This is a genomic window from Neoasaia chiangmaiensis (assembly GCF_002005465.1).
GTDB classification, from domain to species: domain Bacteria; phylum Pseudomonadota; class Alphaproteobacteria; order Acetobacterales; family Acetobacteraceae; genus Neoasaia; species Neoasaia chiangmaiensis.
The window spans coordinates 2,700,001-2,716,966 of record NZ_CP014691.1; the positions used below are offsets into that span (position 1 = coordinate 2,700,001).

Sequence of the window (16,966 nt, forward strand, 5' to 3'; positions counted from 1 at the left end):
GGTGTGTGAGCATGAGAAGGGCATTCGGTGGATGCCTTGGCACCAGGAGGCGATGAAGGACGTGGCACGCTGCGAAAAGCCACGGGGAGCCGCGAGCAGGCTTTGATCCGTGGATATCCGAATGGGGCAACCCCCTCAGCAATGAGGATCATGCACTGAATACATAGGTGCATGAGGCGAACCCGGGGAACTGAAACATCTCAGTACCTGGAGGAAAAGACATCAACAGAGATTCCGCTAGTAGTGGCGAGCGAACGCGGAGCAGGCCAATGCCTGATCAGGAAGAAGCAGAACGGTCTGGAAAGTCCGGCGATAGTGGGTGATAGCCCCGTATGCGTAGTGTCTTGATTGGGATTTGAGTAGGGCGGGGCACGTGAAACCCTGTCTGAACATGGGGGGACCACCCTCCAAGCCTAAATACTCCCTGGTGACCGATAGCGAACAAGTACCGTGAGGGAAAGGTGAAAAGCACCCCGATGAGGGGAGTGAAAGAGACCTGAAACCGGATGCCTACAAGCAGTCGGAGCCTCTTATGGGGTGACGGCGTACCTTTTGTATAATGGGTCAGCGAGTTTCTGTTTGCAGCGAGCTTAAGCCGTTAGGTGTAGGCGTAGCGAAAGCGAGTCTGAATAGGGCGCATGAGTTGCTGGCAGAAGACCCGAAACCGAGTGATCTAGCCATGGCCAGGCTGAAGGTGCGGTAACACGCACTGGAGGGCCGAACCCACGCCTGTTGAAAAAGTCGGGGATGAGCTGTGGCTAGGGGTGAAAGGCCAATCAAACTCGGAGATAGCTGGTTCTCCGCGAAATCTATTGAGGTAGATCGTCTGGTATTGCCCTCGGGGGTAGAGCACTGGATGGGCTAGGGGGGCCCAAAGCCTTACCAAACCTAACCAAACTCCGAATACCGAGGAGTATGAGCCAGACAGACAGACAGTGGGTGCTAAGGTCCATTGTCGAGAGGGAAACAGCCCAGACCACCAGCTAAGGCCCCCAAATCGTGGCTAAGTGGGAAAGGATGTGGGGATTCCAAAACAACCAGGAGGTTGGCTTAGAAGCAGCCATCCTTTAAAGAAAGCGTAATAGCTCACTGGTCTAATAGAAACCCTGCGCCGAAAATGTAACGGGGCTCAAGCCACGTGCCGAAGCTGTGGGTGCATTCTTTGAATGCGCGGTAGCGGAGCGTTCCGTAGGTCTGCGAAGGAGACGGGGTGACCCTCTCTGGAGATATCGGAAGTGCGAATGCTGACATGAGTAGCGACAAACAGTGCGAGAAACACTGTCGCCGAAAGTCCAAGGGTTCCTGCGCAAGGTTAATCCACGCAGGGTGAGCCGGCCCCTAAGGCGAGGGCGAGAGCCGTAGTCGATGGGAACCAGTTGAATATTACTGGGCCTGCCAGAAGTGACGAATGCAAGATGTTGTCTGGTCTTATTGGATTGATCAGGCTTTTGGCGCATTCCGGGAAATAGCTCTGGCGTATAGACCGTACCCGAAACCGACACAGGTGGACTGGTAGAGTATACCAAGGCGCTTGAGAGAACGATGCTGAAGGAACTAGGCAAATTGCTCGTGTAACTTCGGGATAAACGAGACCCGATCGTGGGCAACCATGACCGGGTGGCACAGACCAGGGGGTAGCGACTGTTTAGTAAAAACACAGGGCTGTGCGAAGTCGAGAGACGACGTATACGGCCTGACGCCTGCCCGGTGCCGGAAGGTTAAGAGGAGATGTGCAAGCATTGAATTGAAGCCCCGGTAAACGGCGGCCGTAACTATAACGGTCCTAAGGTAGCGAAATTCCTTGTCGGGTAAGTTCCGACCTGCACGAATGGCGTAACGACTTCCCCGCTGTCTCCAGCATCGGCTCAGCGAAATTGAATTCCCCGTGAAGATGCGGGGTACCCGCGGTCAGACGGAAAGACCCTATGAACCTTTACTGCAGCTTTGCAGTGGCATCAGAGACATTCTGTGTAGGATAGGTGGGAGGCTTTGAAACCGGGGCGCCAGTTCCGGTGGAGCCATCCTTGAAATACCACCCTGAATTTTTCTGATGTCTAACCGAGACCAGTCTAGCCTGGTCCGGGACCCTGCATGGTGGGCAGTTTGACTGGGGCGGTCGCCTCCCAAAGTGTAACGGAGGCGCGCGATGGTGGGCTCAGGTCGGTCGGACATCGACTGTTGAGTGCAATGGCATAAGCCCGCCTGACTGCGAGAGTGACAGCTCGAGCAGAGACGAAAGTCGGCCATAGTGATCCGGTGGTCCCACGTGGACGGGCCATCGCTCAACGGATAAAAGGTACTCTAGGGATAACAGGCTGATCTCCCCCAAGAGTCCACATCGACGGGGAGGTTTGGCACCTCGATGTCGGCTCATCACATCCTGGGGCTGGAGCAGGTCCCAAGGGTTCGGCTGTTCGCCGATTAAAGTGGTACGTGAGCTGGGTTTAGAACGTCGTGAGACAGTTCGGTCCCTATCTGCCGTGGGTGTATGAGACTTGAGAGGATTTGTCCCTAGTACGAGAGGACCGGGATGAACATACCTCTGGTGCACCGGTTGTCGCGCCAGCGGCACAGCCGGGTAGCTAAGTATGGACGGGATAACCGCTGAAAGCATCTAAGCGGGAAACCCACCTCAAAACGAGGTCTCACAGGGCCGTGCAAGACCAGCACGTCAATAGGCCGGGTGTGGAAGCGCAGTAATGCGCGCAGCTAACCGGTCCTAATCGCCCCTATCGCTCACACAACGCCTCCTCACCACAGCGTGACGGTAGGCACACACATGCACAGCAGTCATCCACGCAACACACACACACAACCCATCACCAACCTATCCCACCCCCAAAAAGGGTGGTTCAGAAGACCTGGTGGCCATGGCGGGAGACTTCCACCCGATCCCTTCCCGAACTCGGCCGTGAAACGCCCCAGCGCCTATGATACTGCATCTCAAGATGCGGAAAAGTCGGTCGCCGCCAGGTCCCCTGAACTACCCAATGAAAAAGCCTTTGTTCCGATAATATGGAACAAAGGCTTTTTTTATACGTCATCGCATTTGCGAATGATCCAGGCCGTCAAGGCCGGGCCGATGCCATAGCAAAACAGTACGAAACCCAGCATGAACAGGTCCCCAAGGCCGAATCTCACGGTTGGAGCGCTCCTTCTTCCATCGTCAGAGCGATATGGGCTTCTCATGGTCATAAAACAATCGCCATTGAAAACTGACGTTGGTCCGCATGCCTAAAACAATGGCATTTGGAGGATCGTGACGAAAAATATCAGCGCTACCTGAAAATCCGGTCATGGCCGACGCACGAGCCCTTGGATGGAGGGAAGCAAACCGCTAGAGCCTTGCCCTTGATATTCTGAAAGGAACTGTGCAGCCGATGACGGGAATGCCGCGCGCCGCCACGTTGAGCGAGCCGATGCTCGATCTGATGCCGTTACACGGCACCAGCGCCATGAAGGCGGCATTCGGCGATGTGCGCGCTGGTTTTGCGCTCCTGCCGCTTGCGATGTCGCTGGGGTGGCTGGATATCAAGCTGCGGTATCGGGGCTCCATGCTGGGGCCGTTCTGGCTGACGATCTCCACGGCCGTCATGGTCGGCGCGCTGGGGCTGCTCTACGCCGAACTGTTTCACATGAACCTGTCGCGCTATCTGCCTTTCCTTTCGCTGTCGCTCGTTCTCTGGGCCTATATGAGTGCGACGATCAACGAGGCACCGATGATCTTCACCCAGAGCGCGGGGCTGATGCATGCCATGCGGATGCCGGTGACGATGCACGTGCTGCGCGCCATCATTCGCAACACGTTGGTGTTGCTGCACAATATCGTGGTGATTGCCGTCGTGTTCACGCTCTATCACGTCTGGCCGCGCCATCTCTGGGTGCTAGCGCCTGTGCTGCTTCTGTGGCTGTTCGACAGCATGGCGGTCGCGACGCTTTTGGGCCTGCTGGGCGCGCGCTTTCGCGATACGCCTCCGATCGTTGCATCCCTGATGCAGATATTCTTTTTCGTGACGCCAGTGATCTGGCAGCCCGACCTGATCTATGCCGGGCGACAATACCTGCTGCTCGATCCGTTCTATCCGATCATCGAGATCCTGCGCGGGCCTTTGCTGGGTGAAAGTCTTCGCCCGTCGATCTGGTATGCCGCCCTCGCGCACAGCGCCGTGTTGTGGGGTATCGCCCTTGTTGTTTTCGCGCGTTTCCGGGCGCGCATTGCCTACTGGGTCTGACCATGGCCGCGATCGACGTTCGAAATCTGCATATCAGTTTCCCCCTCTACCATGGTGCGAGCCGCTCCCTGAAGCACAGCATGGCCGAGGCAGTATCCGGCTGGCGGAGCGGTCCTTCGGCGCATCTGGCGCGCGACGCGCGGGCGCGTATCGTGGTGAACGTTCTGAGGGGAATCGATTTCCAGTTGCGGCCGGGTGACCGGCTGGGACTGATCGGCGGCAACGGCGCCGGCAAAACAACACTGCTGCGTGCGATGGCCGGTATCTACGAGCCGATTGCCGGGCGGGTGCAGATACAGGGTTTGCTCGGCACGCTGCTCGATCCCAATCTTGGCATGAATATCGAACTGACCGGCCGGGAGAATATCGGCCTGAGATGCCGGTTCTTCGGTCTGGCACGGGCGGACGTGCAGGATATCGAGCATAATGTCGAGGACTTCGCCAATCTCGGCGATTTCATGGACATGCCGATGAAGACCTACAGTGCCGGCATGCTGGTGCGCCTTGCTTTCGGTCTGGCGACGGCGATCACACCGCAGGTTCTGTTGATGGACGAGTGGTTCATGGCAGGCGATGCCAGTTTCATGGAAAAGGCGCAGCATCGGCTGGCGGCGCTGGTCGAGCGGACCGAGATTCTTGTGGTGTCGACGCATCAGCCGGACATCATGTGTCGCTGGTGCACGCGCGTGATCTGGCTGGATAACGGCATGATCCGCATGGACGGCACGCCCGATGACGTTCTAGCGGCGTATCTCGCAGCCTGAGGATGCATGATCGCGCAACACGGAGCGGGCACGACCCGCATCGTTAGCACACCATTTTTTCGGAGAAAAAGTGGCGCGAGTGACGGGGCTCGAACCCGCGACCTCCGGCGTGACAGGCCGGCGCTCTAACCAACTGAGCTACACCCGCATAAGCCGTTTCAAGCGGCTCTGGCGACCGTCTGGCAGGGCGGTGAAGCGCCTCGCCTTCGGTGAGAGGGGAACTACCAGCACGCGTCCGTGATGGCAACAGGGGAAAATGATTTTTTTTACGACGACCCGCGGAGCAGCGCGGCCGGGCGGGCACGCAGGGATTCCCGCAGCGACAGCAGGCCGACGACGAACATCAGCGCCAGCGCGCCGACGATCACCGCGAGCAATCGTAATGGCATGAAGGGGAGCGGTGCATTGAGCAGAAGCCGCATGGCGATAGTGGCAAGCGTTATGCCGCCGATGACGGCACCCAGACCCGTCAGAGCGCCCACCCCGGTAAATTCCACCAGCCAGATGAGGCGCAGTTGGGTATCTGACGCGCCGAGCGCACGCAGGATCGCGGCGTCCTGCCTCCGACGGGGACGCTCCGCCAGCAGGGTTGCGCAAAGCACCAGCAGGCCGGACACCAGAAGAACCAGAGCCATCGCCGTGAGGGCGATGCTGAGGCGGCGCACCATGGCGGCCAGCGTGGCCAGAACATCTGCCACACGAATGCCGGTAGCGCCCGGTAGCGCATCGGTCACCGCTGCCAGAATGTCGGCGTCGTGCGTCGGATCGCCATCCGTGCGGACCGTGGCCACCATCGTATGCGGGGCATGGGAAAGAAGGCCCGGCGATGCGACGAAGGCGAAGTTCATGCGCAGGGATTGCCATGCGACCTGCCGCAGGTTGGCGATGCGGAAGTCGATGTCGCGACCGAGCACGTTGAGCGTCAGATGATCGCCCACGCCGACATGCCAGCCCGCCGCCAACCCGGCATCGAGGGAAAGAAGCGGCGGCCCGTCGTAATCGGCGGACCACCATTGCCCGGCCGTCAGGCGAATGTCGTCCGGACGGGCGCCCATGATCGTGAGCCCATGATCGCCCTTGAGCGCCCATTGCGTGCGTGGTGTCGCCGGCGCGTTTTCGGCGGATGTGTCGTTGAGGCGCATGACGCGCGTGCGCAGGGAAGGCAGATCCGCCTCGCCACGCATGCTCGGCATGCTGCGCAGGATCATCTGGAAACGGGAGAGATCGGCGGGCTGGATATCGATGAAATAGAACGACGGCGCACCTTCCGGCACCGCGCGGGAGAACTGGTCGATCAGCGCCCCCTCGACCAGCCAGATCGTGGCAAGGCCGCATAGTCCAGCGCCCAGACCCAGAACGAGCCGGGACGCACCGGCACCTTGCCGGGCGAGCATTGCCACGCCCAGCCGCATCACGCCGCCATGGCGCATACGCACGGCCAGCCACGCGGCGCTCCAGCGTAGCAGGCGCCCCAGCGCCAGCAGGAACGCAAGCGTCGGCAGGAGCGTCAGCGCGAAACCGGCTGTCAGGCGACGGTCGCCAGCCGTCAGAACAATGACGGCGAACAGAAGCGCCGCCGCGCCGACCGTCCATGGCCATATGCGCGGCCCGCCTTCGCTGCCGGGGAGATCACGAAACAGCGTGGCGGGTGGCACGCGCAGGCCGCGCAGGATGGGGCCGATGGTGAAGACGAGTGCCGTGAGAATGCCGATCCAGGAGGCCCGCGCGGCAGAGAGCAGCATCGCCGCGATATCCGGCCCGACGCCGAGCAGGCCGGACGCCAGCGAAAGGCCGATCCACGCGCACAGAACCCCCAGAACCACGCCCATTGCGATTCCGCCGAAGCACAGGACACCGATCTGCAACCCGATGATACGGGCGATCAGCGCCGATGATGCGCCGAGGCTGGACAGGACGCCGATCAGGCGGCGGCGGCTCATCATCCAGGCCGAAACACCGGCGGAAACCCCGAGTCCGCCCAGCAGCAGGGCGGTCAGTCCCAGGAGCGTGAGGAATTGCGCGGTCTGGTCGACCATGCGCGAGAGGCCGGGAGAGGCATCGCGGATATCGCGCAGTCGCCAGCCCGCGCCGGGGAAGCGCTGCGCCAGATCGTGCTCCACGGCCATGGCGCGGGCCTGACGTTGCGCATCATCGCCCGGCCAGGCGGCATGCAGCGTCCAGGTCGCCAGCACGCCGGCCGAAAGCAGCCCGGCCTGCTGCAGGTCATCGATCGGCACCGTGACGCGCGGCGCGAGCGTGATGCTCCCGGCATCGGGGACGGTGGTCAGGGCCGCGCGGAGGGTCAGGGCGCGATTGCCGATCCGGACCCGGTCTCCGGCCCGAAGATGCAGGCGCGTCAGCACCATGGGTTCGGCGATGGCGCTCTGTGGCGACAGCGCACGGGCAAGCGGCATGGCCGGCGAAAGCGGTGCGTCGCCCGCCAGAGGCCATGCGGAATCGACGCCGTGAAGATCGACGAGCAGGCGGTCGCCCGGACGATCTGAATCGGCCTTGTAAAGCATGGAACGCAGGGCGATCTGCCGGGAAACGCTGGCGCCGCCTGCTACGAGGAACCGGCGCAACCCGTCCGGCAGCGGGTCCTTGCTCTCGATGGCCAGGTCGCCACCGAGCATCGCGCGGCGTTGTGCGTCGATGCCGTCCTGCACCGAGGCCCGCATGCCACCGACGGCAGCGATGGCCGCCACGCCGATCATGAGACAGGCCAGAGCGATGCCCATGCCGCCCAGCGCGGCACCCCGCAGGTCACGCCAGGCCAGTCGCGCCGCCATGCGCCAGTTCGTCATGCGAGACGCCCCGCGCGCATGGTCAGCCGTCGGTCGCAGCGCGCGGCGAGGTTCATGTCATGCGTCACCAGGACCAGTGTGGTGCCGAGTTTGGCGCGCAGGTCGAACAGCAGCGCCATGACATGGGCACCGGTTTCCGGGTCGAGGTTGCCTGTCGGCTCGTCCGCCAGAATAAGGCGGGGTTGCGTGACCACGGCACGGGCGAGGGCCACGCGCTGCTGTTCCCCGCCTGACAGCTCGGCGGGACGGTGCGTGGCGCGTTGATCCAGTCCGACCGAGACCAGCGCGGCATGCGCGCGGTCGGCGGCACGGTCGATCCCCGCGAGTTCGAGCGGCACCATGACGTTCTGAAGGGCTGTCATCGTCGGCAGAAGATGAAAGGACTGGAACACGATGCCGATGCGCGCCTGCCGGAAGCGCGCACGGTCGTTCTCCGAAAGCTGGCCGATATCGGTGCCGTCCACCACGATGCGGCCCGATGTCGGGCGTTCGAGGCCGCCCATCAGCATCATCAGCGATGTCTTGCCGGAACCGGACGGGCCAATGATGCCCGTGGCCTCGCCGGATGGCACACGCAGCGAGACGTCATCGAGAATGGTTAGTGGTTCGGTGCCGCGGCGGGGGATCTTCAGGGTGGCGTCCTGAACGATAACGGCGTCATTGTGTTGGGAGTGTGATGTCCGAGGAGTTTCGATAACCGCCATGCCTGATGTCCACCGTTGTTTTCGACGTCTGTTGTGTTGGCGACATTGGGGTGTCGCTGTCGCCGTGACGGCGGCCCTGTCCTGTTCAGCGCAGGCCGCGCCATTGAAGTTGCTGGCGCTGGGAGATTCGCTGACGGCCGGTTACGGCCTGCCGCATGATCGGGGTTTCGTGCCGCAACTGCAACGGGCGCTGGATGCGCGGCACGATGATGTCACCGTGCTCGACGGCGGAGTGTCCGGCGATACCAGCGCCGATGCGCTGGCGCGGCTGGACTGGGTGCTGGGCGACAGGCCGGACGCCGCCATCGTGGAACTGGGCGGCAACGACGGATTGCGGGGCTTGGACCCTCAACTGATGCAGGATCATATCCGCGCGATTCTCGATCGGCTGCGGCAGGCGCATATACCGGTTCTGCTGAGCGGGATGCTAGCGCCGCCGAACATGGGGCCGGAATACGGCGCGCGGTTCAGGGCGGCGTTCGATGGATTGGCGTGGACGCCGGGCATCATGTGGGATCCGTTCTTTCTCGACGGCGTTGCCGGGCACCCGAATTTGCAGCAGGGCGATCGCATGCATGCCAATGCCGCCGGCGTGCAGGCGATCGTGGCGCGGTTGGTGCCGCAGATCGAGCGGTTGCTGGATCAGGCTCGTGCCGCCCGGTCGCGATAGGCCGCTGACGGCAGGGTTTCCACAGGCCCTACGATCAGCAGGAATGACAAGGCACCCAGCACGCATAATGCACCGGCGATGCCCAGTGGTATGACGAATGAGCCGCGTGTGAGGCTCAACATGACACCGGTGAAGGTCGAGATGCCGATCCCCGCCAGATTGGCCGCGAAATTCTGCAAGGCGCCGATGGAGGCGACATTACCGGGGGACGGCGCGACCTCGCCGGGCAGCGCCCAGACATTCGCGGCGGTGAAGGCCAGCGCCGAATAGGAAACGCTCATGAGCCCGAGCGCCACGACCGTGTTGGTCGTCATGGTGGCGAAGGCGATGACGCAGGACGTCAGCATGCCGCCGACGAGGCAACTCTTGCGCGCCACCGTGGCGCTGATCCCGCGGCGGATCATGGTGTCCGAGGTCCAGCCGCCGAGCCAGCCGAAGGGGATGGCGATCAGCGCCGGGATCATCGCATAGCGCTTCATGTCCGAGAGGGAGAAATGCAGCGCCTGCGCAAGATAGGTCGGAAACCATGTGATGAAGAAATAGATGGTGAAGTTCAGGCAGAAGAACCCCAGCATCATGCCCCAGATCGTGCGGTAACGCAGCAGTTGCCCCAGTGACAGGGCGGGGTGCGAGGCATTTTCGGGCGTGCCCTGTGCGGCCATCAGGGCATGTCTCGCCGCGGGGGACAGACGCGGATGATCCTTTGGATCCCGGTAAAGCCATAGCCAGACGACGACCCAGAGAAAGCCGATTCCGCCTGTCCAGAGGAAGGAGTGCCGTCAGCCCACGGTAGCCACAAGCCATGCGACGACGGGAAGCGCCAGGGCGGACCCAACGCGTGATCCGCTGTCGAAGATGCTGCTGGCCAATGCGCGCTCCGCACGCGGAAACCAGTTATAGACCACCTTCGCGAAGCCGGGCAGGGCGCCGGCTTCCCCGACGCCCAGAAGGAGGCGTGCGCCCAGGAGGCTCGGCAGGCCGGTGACGAAAGCGGTGGTAGCGGTGAAAAGCGACCACCATCCCACGGCTCCCGCGAGGACCCGCCGCGCGCCGAGCCGGTCGAGCAGCCAGCCGACCGGTACCTGCATCAGGGCATAGGTCCAGAAGAACGCGCTGAGCGCGAGCCCGGTCAGCGCCGGGGAGAGGCCAAGGTCCTGCTGAATGTGCGGAACGGCAACGGCGAGGTTGGCGCGGTCAAGGAAGTTGATGACATTGGCCGCAAAACAGAGCCCGATCATGACCCATCGCAAGTTGCTCACACCCTGCCGCCTTTCCCACGGATTTCAGCCTTGAACGTCAAGCGGGAGATTGCAGATCGGTCATGTGACGATCAGAAATGCGTGTGCCCGATCGGGAACGAACCATGGACGGGCATGGCCATATGAAAGCAGATGCTTTAGACTGCGTGGTTTGTCAGCTCCAAGCGGAACCAAGAAACTATGGCCGGAAGCGTCAATAAAGTCATCCTGATCGGCAATCTGGGCAAGGATCCGGAAGTGCGAAATGCGCAGACCGGCACGAAGATCGTCAATCTGACGGTGGCAACCAGCGAAACCTGGAACGACCGCAATTCAGGCGAGAAACGCGAGCGCACGGAGTGGCATCGTGTCGTCATTTTCAACGAGCGCGTTGCGGATGTGGCGGAACGTTTTCTTCGCAAGGGTCGCAAGGTCTATATCGAAGGACAGTTGCAGACCCGAAAATGGACCGATCAGTCCGGGCAGGAGCGGTTCACGACGGAAGTCGTCATCGACCGTTTCCGTGGCGATCTGGTGCTGATCGACAGCAACCGGGGCGGTGAGAGCGATGCGGGAGGCGGTTACGACAGCCCGCCGCGGCAGCTGAATGCCCCCCGTGGTGGTGGCAATGCACCATCGCGCGGCGGCTCGGGTGGTTCGGGCGGCTGGGATGCACCCGGCGGCGATCTGGATGACGAAATCCCGTTCTGATTTCCGGAACAGGATCCCGCCGTCTCGGTGATTGCCTGACGATCATGTGAAAAAGGGTGGCGCATGCAACTGGCCAATCACTATGCGGCCCTGCCGCAGCATTTCTCCGCGCCAGCGGTCTTGCAGCCCGTCAAGGCGCCCCGGCTGGTGAAGCTGAACACGGCTCTGGCCCGAAGCCTGGGCCTCGATCCGATTTGGCTGTCCGGTCCTGAGGGTGTCGCCTTCCTCGCAGGCAATCGCTTTCCGGACGGGATCAATCCTGTGGCCACGGCGTATGCCGGGCATCAGTTCGGACATCTGGTTCCCCAGTTGGGAGATGGCCGCGCCCTGCTTCTGGGCGACGGTGTCGACGAGCGCGGCAAGCCGTTCGAAATCCAGATGAAAGGCGCGGGACGCACACCGTTTTCCCGCCGGGGCGATGGGCGTGCGGCACTCGGCCCGGTTCTGCGTGAATATCTGGTCAGCGAAGCGATGGCCGCTTTCGGCGTGCCGACGACACGCGCATTGGCGGCTGTCTCAACGGGCGAGACGGTCGTGCGGGCAACGTTGCAGCCAGGTGCGATCCTCACGCGGGTGGCCAGCAGCCATATCCGCGTGGGGACATTTCAGTTTTTCGCTCTTCGCGGCGACGATGACGCGATCCGGCAACTGGCCGACTTCGCACTCGAGCGGCATTATCCGGAATTGATCGGGCGGCCGGATCGGTATCTTGCCTTTTTCGATGCCGTCGTCTCGGCGCAGGCCGAACTGATTGCCCACTGGATGAGTCTCGGCTTTATTCATGGTGTCATGAATACCGACAACATGACGGTTTCAGGCGAGACGATCGACTATGGTCCCTGTGCCTTCCTCGATGAATACGACCCACGGAAGGTCTTCAGTTCGATCGATCAGGGCGGTCGCTACGCCTACGATAATCAACCGCGTATCGCGCAATGGAATCTGGCACGTCTGGCGGAAACGCTCCTGCCGTTGATGGATGGCGATGCCGATGTCGCGGTTGGAAAAGCGCAGGAAATCCTGATGGCGTTCCCGACGCGCTATGGCCATGCCTATGACCGGCATTTTCGTGCGAAGCTCGGTTTGCGTGCCGAACGGGAAGAGGATCACGCCCTGATTGTCGACTGGCTCACGCTTCTGGCGGCGGAAAAGGCGGATTTCACCCTGAGCTTCCGTCAGTTGAGCGAAGGTGCGCTTGCGCACGATGCCATGCCCGGTTTCGGGTCGTGGCATGCCCGCTGGCGGGACCGCGTGGCGCGGGAGGACAGCATGGATGCGGCGCAAGCCGCGATGCGCTTCGTCAATCCGGTCGTCATCCCGCGTAACCACCGGATCGAAGCGGTGATCTCGGCGGCTGAAACAGGGGATTTCGGCCCCTTCGAGGCTATGCTGGCGGCCGTGACGCATCCTTTCGACGACGATGCTGCCCATGCCTCGCCGCCACGGCCGGAAGAACGTGTCTGGGAAACGTTCTGCGGAACGTGATAGCGCGGATGTGTGCGAACTATCGCGGCCGCGATGTCATTATGACGGACTGAGTGGTCGCTGCTTAGGCTGCCACGCGTGTCGAGGCGGGGAGCATGCGCATGACCAACAAACGGCAATACGATCTGGTCGTGATCGGCAGTGGCCCCTCGGGCCGACGGGCCGCCGTTCAGGCGGCAAAGTTCGGTCGATCCGTGCTGGTTGTGGACAAGCTGCCGCGTGTCGGGGGCGTTTCGCTGCATAGCGGCACCATTCCGTCCAAGACATTGCGGGAGACGGTGCTGAACCTCACCGGCTGGCGGGAACGCGGCTTCTATGGTTCGATGTATCGGGTCAAGCAGGATATCACCGCGGCCGATCTGCGCGCCCGACTGGCCAAGACGCTCGATTACGAGGTCGAGGTGCTGGAGCATCAGTTCGCGCGCAATAACGTGACCGTCGAACATGGGCTGGCGCGTTTCATTGCACCGCACGAGATTGATGTCCTGACGAGCGCGGGCGATTCCCGCCGGGTGACGGCAGACAAGATCGTCATTGCGGTGGGAACGCATCCTTACAGGCCCCACGACATCCCGTTCGATGAGTCGGTGGTGCTCGACAGCGACGGCATCATCGCACTCGATAACCTGCCGCGTTCGCTGACCGTCGTCGGCGGTGGCGTGATCGGCATTGAATATGCCACGATCTTCAGCGCGCTGGATATCCGCGTCACGATCATCGAGCCGCGAGAGAATATTCTCGATTTCGTCGATCGCGAACTGGTCGCGGACTTCATGCACCAGCTCCGTGACCGCGGGATGATGTTCCGTCTCGGTGCCAAACTCGACGCTATCCAGATGGAGGGGCGACAGCCGGTCGCGATACTGGATGGCGGGCGGCGCGTCCGGGCGGACATGCTGCTTTATACCGCAGGTCGCACCGGCGCGACCGATCAGCTCGATCTTGCGGCGTGCGGGCTGACGACGGATTCGCGGGGACGGCTGCGGGTCGATCCGCACACGTTCCAGACATCGGTGCCGCATATCTATGCCACGGGCGATGTGATCGGCTTCCCTTCTCTTGCTTCGACATCGCTGGAGCAGGGTCGGATCGCCGCGTGTCATGCGTGTGGACAGTCGGTGCCGCCAGCACCGGAGTTTTTCCCTTACGGCATTTATTCCGTGCCGGAGATTTCAACCGTCGGAAAGAGCGAGGAGGCGGTGCGCGCCGAAGGCATTCCCTACGAATGCGGCATCGCACGCTTCCGCGAGACCTCGCGCGGAACGATCATGGGCATCCAGGGTGGATTGCTCAAACTCATCGTGTCGCTGGAAACGCGCAAGTTGCTGGGCGTGCATATCGTTGGCGAAGGCGCGACGGAACTTATCCATATCGGCCAGGCCGTGCTGAATCTCGGTGGGTCGCTCGATTACTTCATCGATGCCACGTTCAACTATCCGACGCTTGCCGAAGCCTACAAGATTGCGGCGCTCGATGCCTGGAACCGGATCACGCCGCGTGTCGAAACGGTATCGTCTAACGTTGGCGTGGCAGCCCCTGTCGCGGCAGCCACGCCAACTTAGACGACTGTTCGTTCAGCTCTGGCCGAGTGCGGCCAGCACCGCCTGCGGGCGGATGGGAAGATGGCGCAGGCGAACACCCACGGCATTGAAGATGGCATTGCCGATCGCTGGTGCGATGACCGTCACGCCCGGTTCGCCGAGCCCCATCGGCTTCTCGGTGCTCTGCACGAACTCGATGTCCATGTCCGGCACATCCGCGATACGCAGCGGCGTATAGGTATCGAGGTTACGGTCGCGGATCGTGCCCCCCACGATTTCCGACCCCTCGAACAACGCCATGCTCAGGCCCCAGAGCGCCGCGCCTTCCGTCTGCGCCAGCGCGCCGCCGGGATCGACGATCGTGCCGGCATCGATCACCAGCCAGATTTTCTGGCATGTCACGACGCCGGTTTTGCGGTCCACATGCACCTGCGCCGCGCCTGCCGTCCATGTCGGCATGCCGCGTTCCTGCCCGAAGCTGGTGGCCATGCCCAGCGCGGTGTCGGCGGGAAGCTGCGTCTTGCCCCAGCCGATCTTGTCCGCCAGATGCTGCACGACAGCGGCCTGGCGCTTCGCGCCGCCGGTCGAATCCGGCGCCTGCCCGGCGTTGCGCCCGGTGGCCGTGAACAGGGAGAGGCGGAAGGCGACGGCATCCTGCTTCAGGTCATGCGCGACTTCGTCGATAAACGATTCGAGCGCCCATGGCGTCCAACCGGCGCTGACGGAACGTAGCCAGCCAGGGCGGAAGGTCGCATTGGCCAGATCGTTGCTGATCGCGCGCACCTGCGTCGGGCCGGTATCGTACCAGTGATCGGCGCCGGCGATGGCGAACTGATCGTAGGGCTTGCCGTCCGTGCCCTTTGACATGAAGGCCGCGGCCATGACCTGCGTCGGCCAGCCTGCCGCCGCATCGTAGCGCATGCCGACGATCCTGTTGTCGTGGTCCAGGCCAACGCGGATGCGCTGGATGGAGGGGGAGCGGATGGAGTCGAACGCCATGTCGTCCGATCGCGTCAGGATCATCTTGACCGGCGCGCCGTCGAGCGCTTTCGAGGTCAGGGCCGCCGGAACCGCATAATCGCCGTTCAGACGTCGCCCGAAACCGCCGCCGAGCAGATACGTCCGCATGACGATCTGTTCCTTGGGCACCTGGAGGGCATCGGCGAGTTGCGGCAGGACGAGCGACTGCCACTGGTTGCCCGTATGAATCTCCCACACGCCATCGACGCGGCGCGCGATCGCATTGAGAGGCTCAAGCTGGTAGTGCGCGACCGAGGCGCAGGTGTAATCGTATTCGATATGGCGCGCCGCGCCGTTCAGCGCGTCCTGCGTGCCCTTGTCGTCGAACACATACGTGCCGCCGTCGGTCCTGGCGATGAGCTGGCGCCCGTGATCGATGATTTCCGCCTCGGTGACGGTATGCGTCTCGCCCGGCGACCAGGTGACCTTGAGCGCGTCCGTTGCCCTGATCGCGGCCGGGTAGGTCTTGGCGACGACCATGACCCAGCCGGGCACGATGTTGGACGGGTCCTGCAACACGACGTGCCGGATATAGCCGGGAACCTTTTTCGCGTCGGTGTCGTCGACGGAAAGCACTTTCGTGCCATAGCGCGTCGGCGGCATCTTCGGTCGGGCGTAGACCATGCCGTCGATCTTGGCGTCGATACCGTAGATCGCCGAGCCGTCCGTTTTCGCCGGGATGTCCAGCGCCGCCACGGGCTGACCGATCAGACGGCGCTCACTGGCCGGCTTGAGCGGCAGCCTGGCCATCTCTTCGGGTGTGAACTGACGGGTCGGGTTCGCCTTCGCCACGATGTCGCCATAGGCGATGCTCTTGCCGTTCGCCGTCACCATGCCGTTGCGGGCCGAGCAGGCACCCGGCGTGGTGCCGAGCAGCCTGGCGCCTTCCTCGATCATCACCGTGCGCGCGGCAGCGCCAGCCTGACGGAACACATCCCATGTCATCCAGACGGACCACGAGCCGCCGGTCACCATCAGGCCCCATTTCGGATCGGTGTCGACCTGCGTGATCTTCACCTTGCTCCAGTCGGCTTCCATCTCGTCCGCGATGATGCGGGCGAGGGCGGTGCCGACATGCTGGCCCATTTCAGCGCGGATGATATTGACGTTCACCGTGCCGTCCGGCGCGATGGCGCACCAGATGTTCGGCTCGAAGAGGCCGCCGCCGGGGATGGCGGACGGAAAGACTTCGGAGGCGGCGGCCTTGCGCGCGAAGCCGAACATGAAGCCCGCGCCGGCGGCTGTCAGCAGAAAGCCGCGGCGCGAGAGCCCCGCGCGACCGTCCTGTCGCGCGGCGATGCGTTCGAGCTTACCCATGCGACGGCTCCTGGCCGGAAGCGGCCGCGGCGGCTTCCTTGATGGCTTTGCGAATGCGGATGTAGGTCATGCAGCGACAGAGGCTGCCGCCCATCACGCCGTCGATTTCCTCATCCGTCGGGTTCGGATAGTCTTTCAAGAGGCTGGCTGCCTGCATGATCTGGCCGGACTGGCAGTAACCGCATTGCGGCACCTGAAGATCGCGCCACGCGACCTGCACGGGGTGTGCGCCGTTCGGATCGAGCCCTTCGATCGTCGTGACGCTCGCCCCTTCGATCGACGAGAGCGGCGTGATGCAGGAACGCGTCGCGCGACCACCGATATGCACGGTGCAGGCGCCGCATTCACCGATGCCGCAGCCGAATTTGGTGCCGGTCAGGTCGAGATCGTCGCGCAATACCCAGAGCAGTGGGGTGTCGTCGGGCGCATCGACCGAAACCGGCTTTCCGTTAAGTTCGAATTTGATGGTCATCTCTTATC

10 protein-coding genes, 1 tRNA gene, 2 rRNA genes and 1 pseudogene are annotated in these 16,966 nt (G+C 62.6%); 8 read left to right on the forward strand and 6 right to left on the reverse strand.

Translation table 11 applies throughout. The features are described from left to right. Window positions 1-4: 4 nt before the first annotated feature. The 4 genes from A0U93_RS12830 to A0U93_RS12845 all read left to right on the forward strand — a co-directional run bounded on the left by A0U93_RS12830 (window position 5) and on the right by A0U93_RS12845 (window position 4,996). Window positions 5-2,743 (forward strand): 23S ribosomal RNA (locus tag A0U93_RS12830). Between the two features lie 117 nt (window positions 2,744-2,860). Continuing rightward, window positions 2,861-2,975: ribosomal RNA gene (rrf, locus tag A0U93_RS12835) — 5S ribosomal RNA — on the forward strand. A 405-nt stretch (window positions 2,976-3,380) separates the two neighbouring features. Beyond that, window positions 3,381-4,232, forward strand: a complete 852-nt coding sequence (locus tag A0U93_RS12840) for an ABC transporter permease (protein WP_245824893.1) — start codon at window positions 3,381-3,383, stop codon at window positions 4,230-4,232. Between the two features lie 2 nt (window positions 4,233-4,234). Continuing rightward, window positions 4,235-4,996: an ABC transporter ATP-binding protein gene (locus tag A0U93_RS12845; protein WP_077807679.1), complete on the forward strand. Its 762-nt coding sequence runs from the start codon at window positions 4,235-4,237 to the stop codon at window positions 4,994-4,996. A gap of 71 nt (window positions 4,997-5,067) precedes the next feature. Here the strand turns inward: A0U93_RS12845 and A0U93_RS12850 are convergent. From A0U93_RS12850 to A0U93_RS12860, 3 genes are all read right to left on the reverse strand, one after another. Further along, window positions 5,068-5,144, reverse strand: a tRNA-Asp gene (locus tag A0U93_RS12850). A 118-nt stretch (window positions 5,145-5,262) separates the two neighbouring features. Next, complete coding sequence (locus A0U93_RS12855; RefSeq protein ID WP_077807680.1) at window positions 5,263-7,800, reverse strand: ABC transporter permease; 2,538 nt, start codon at window positions 7,798-7,800, stop codon at window positions 5,263-5,265. Then, complete coding sequence (locus tag A0U93_RS12860; RefSeq protein WP_077807681.1) at window positions 7,797-8,504, reverse strand: ABC transporter ATP-binding protein; 708 nt, start codon at window positions 8,502-8,504, stop codon at window positions 7,797-7,799. The genes A0U93_RS12855 and A0U93_RS12860 overlap by 4 nt, the downstream gene beginning before the upstream one ends. Here A0U93_RS12860 and A0U93_RS12865 point away from each other — a divergent pair. Then, window positions 8,503-9,174: an arylesterase gene (locus A0U93_RS12865; RefSeq protein ID WP_077807682.1), complete on the forward strand. Its 672-nt coding sequence runs from the start codon at window positions 8,503-8,505 to the stop codon at window positions 9,172-9,174. The genes A0U93_RS12860 and A0U93_RS12865 overlap by 2 nt on opposite strands. Here the strand turns inward: A0U93_RS12865 and A0U93_RS16860 are convergent. Beyond that, window positions 9,147-10,412, reverse strand: a pseudogene (locus A0U93_RS16860) (MFS transporter). The gene A0U93_RS12865 and the pseudogene A0U93_RS16860 sit on opposite strands and share 28 nt — an antisense overlap. 201 nt (window positions 10,413-10,613) lie before the next feature. Here A0U93_RS16860 and ssb point away from each other — a divergent pair. The 3 genes from ssb (at window position 10,614) to sthA (ending at window position 14,170) form a co-directional block, all read left to right on the forward strand. Further along, window positions 10,614-11,123 (forward strand): single-stranded DNA-binding protein, encoded by a 510-nt coding sequence (gene ssb / locus A0U93_RS12875; RefSeq protein WP_077807683.1) that lies wholly within the window; start codon window positions 10,614-10,616, stop codon window positions 11,121-11,123. Between the two features lie 63 nt (window positions 11,124-11,186). After that, entirely contained in the window at window positions 11,187-12,608 is a 1,422-nt protein-coding gene (locus A0U93_RS12880; protein ID WP_077807684.1) for a protein adenylyltransferase SelO, read from the forward strand. A gap of 101 nt (window positions 12,609-12,709) precedes the next feature. Continuing rightward, on the forward strand, window positions 12,710-14,170 hold the full coding sequence (gene sthA / locus A0U93_RS12885; protein ID WP_077808528.1) for a Si-specific NAD(P)(+) transhydrogenase: 1,461 nt from the start codon (window positions 12,710-12,712) through the stop codon (window positions 14,168-14,170). Between the two features lie 12 nt (window positions 14,171-14,182). On the opposite strand, the gene A0U93_RS12890 is transcribed toward sthA, so the two are convergent. Together A0U93_RS12890 and A0U93_RS12895 are read right to left on the reverse strand one after the other, a co-directional pair. Further along, window positions 14,183-16,486, reverse strand: a complete 2,304-nt coding sequence (locus A0U93_RS12890) for a xanthine dehydrogenase family protein molybdopterin-binding subunit (protein ID WP_077807685.1) — start codon at window positions 16,484-16,486, stop codon at window positions 14,183-14,185. After that, window positions 16,479-16,958: a (2Fe-2S)-binding protein gene (locus A0U93_RS12895; protein WP_077807686.1), complete on the reverse strand. Its 480-nt coding sequence runs from the start codon at window positions 16,956-16,958 to the stop codon at window positions 16,479-16,481. Before A0U93_RS12895 ends, A0U93_RS12890 begins: the two co-directional genes overlap by 8 nt. Window positions 16,959-16,966: the final 8 nt, after the last annotated feature.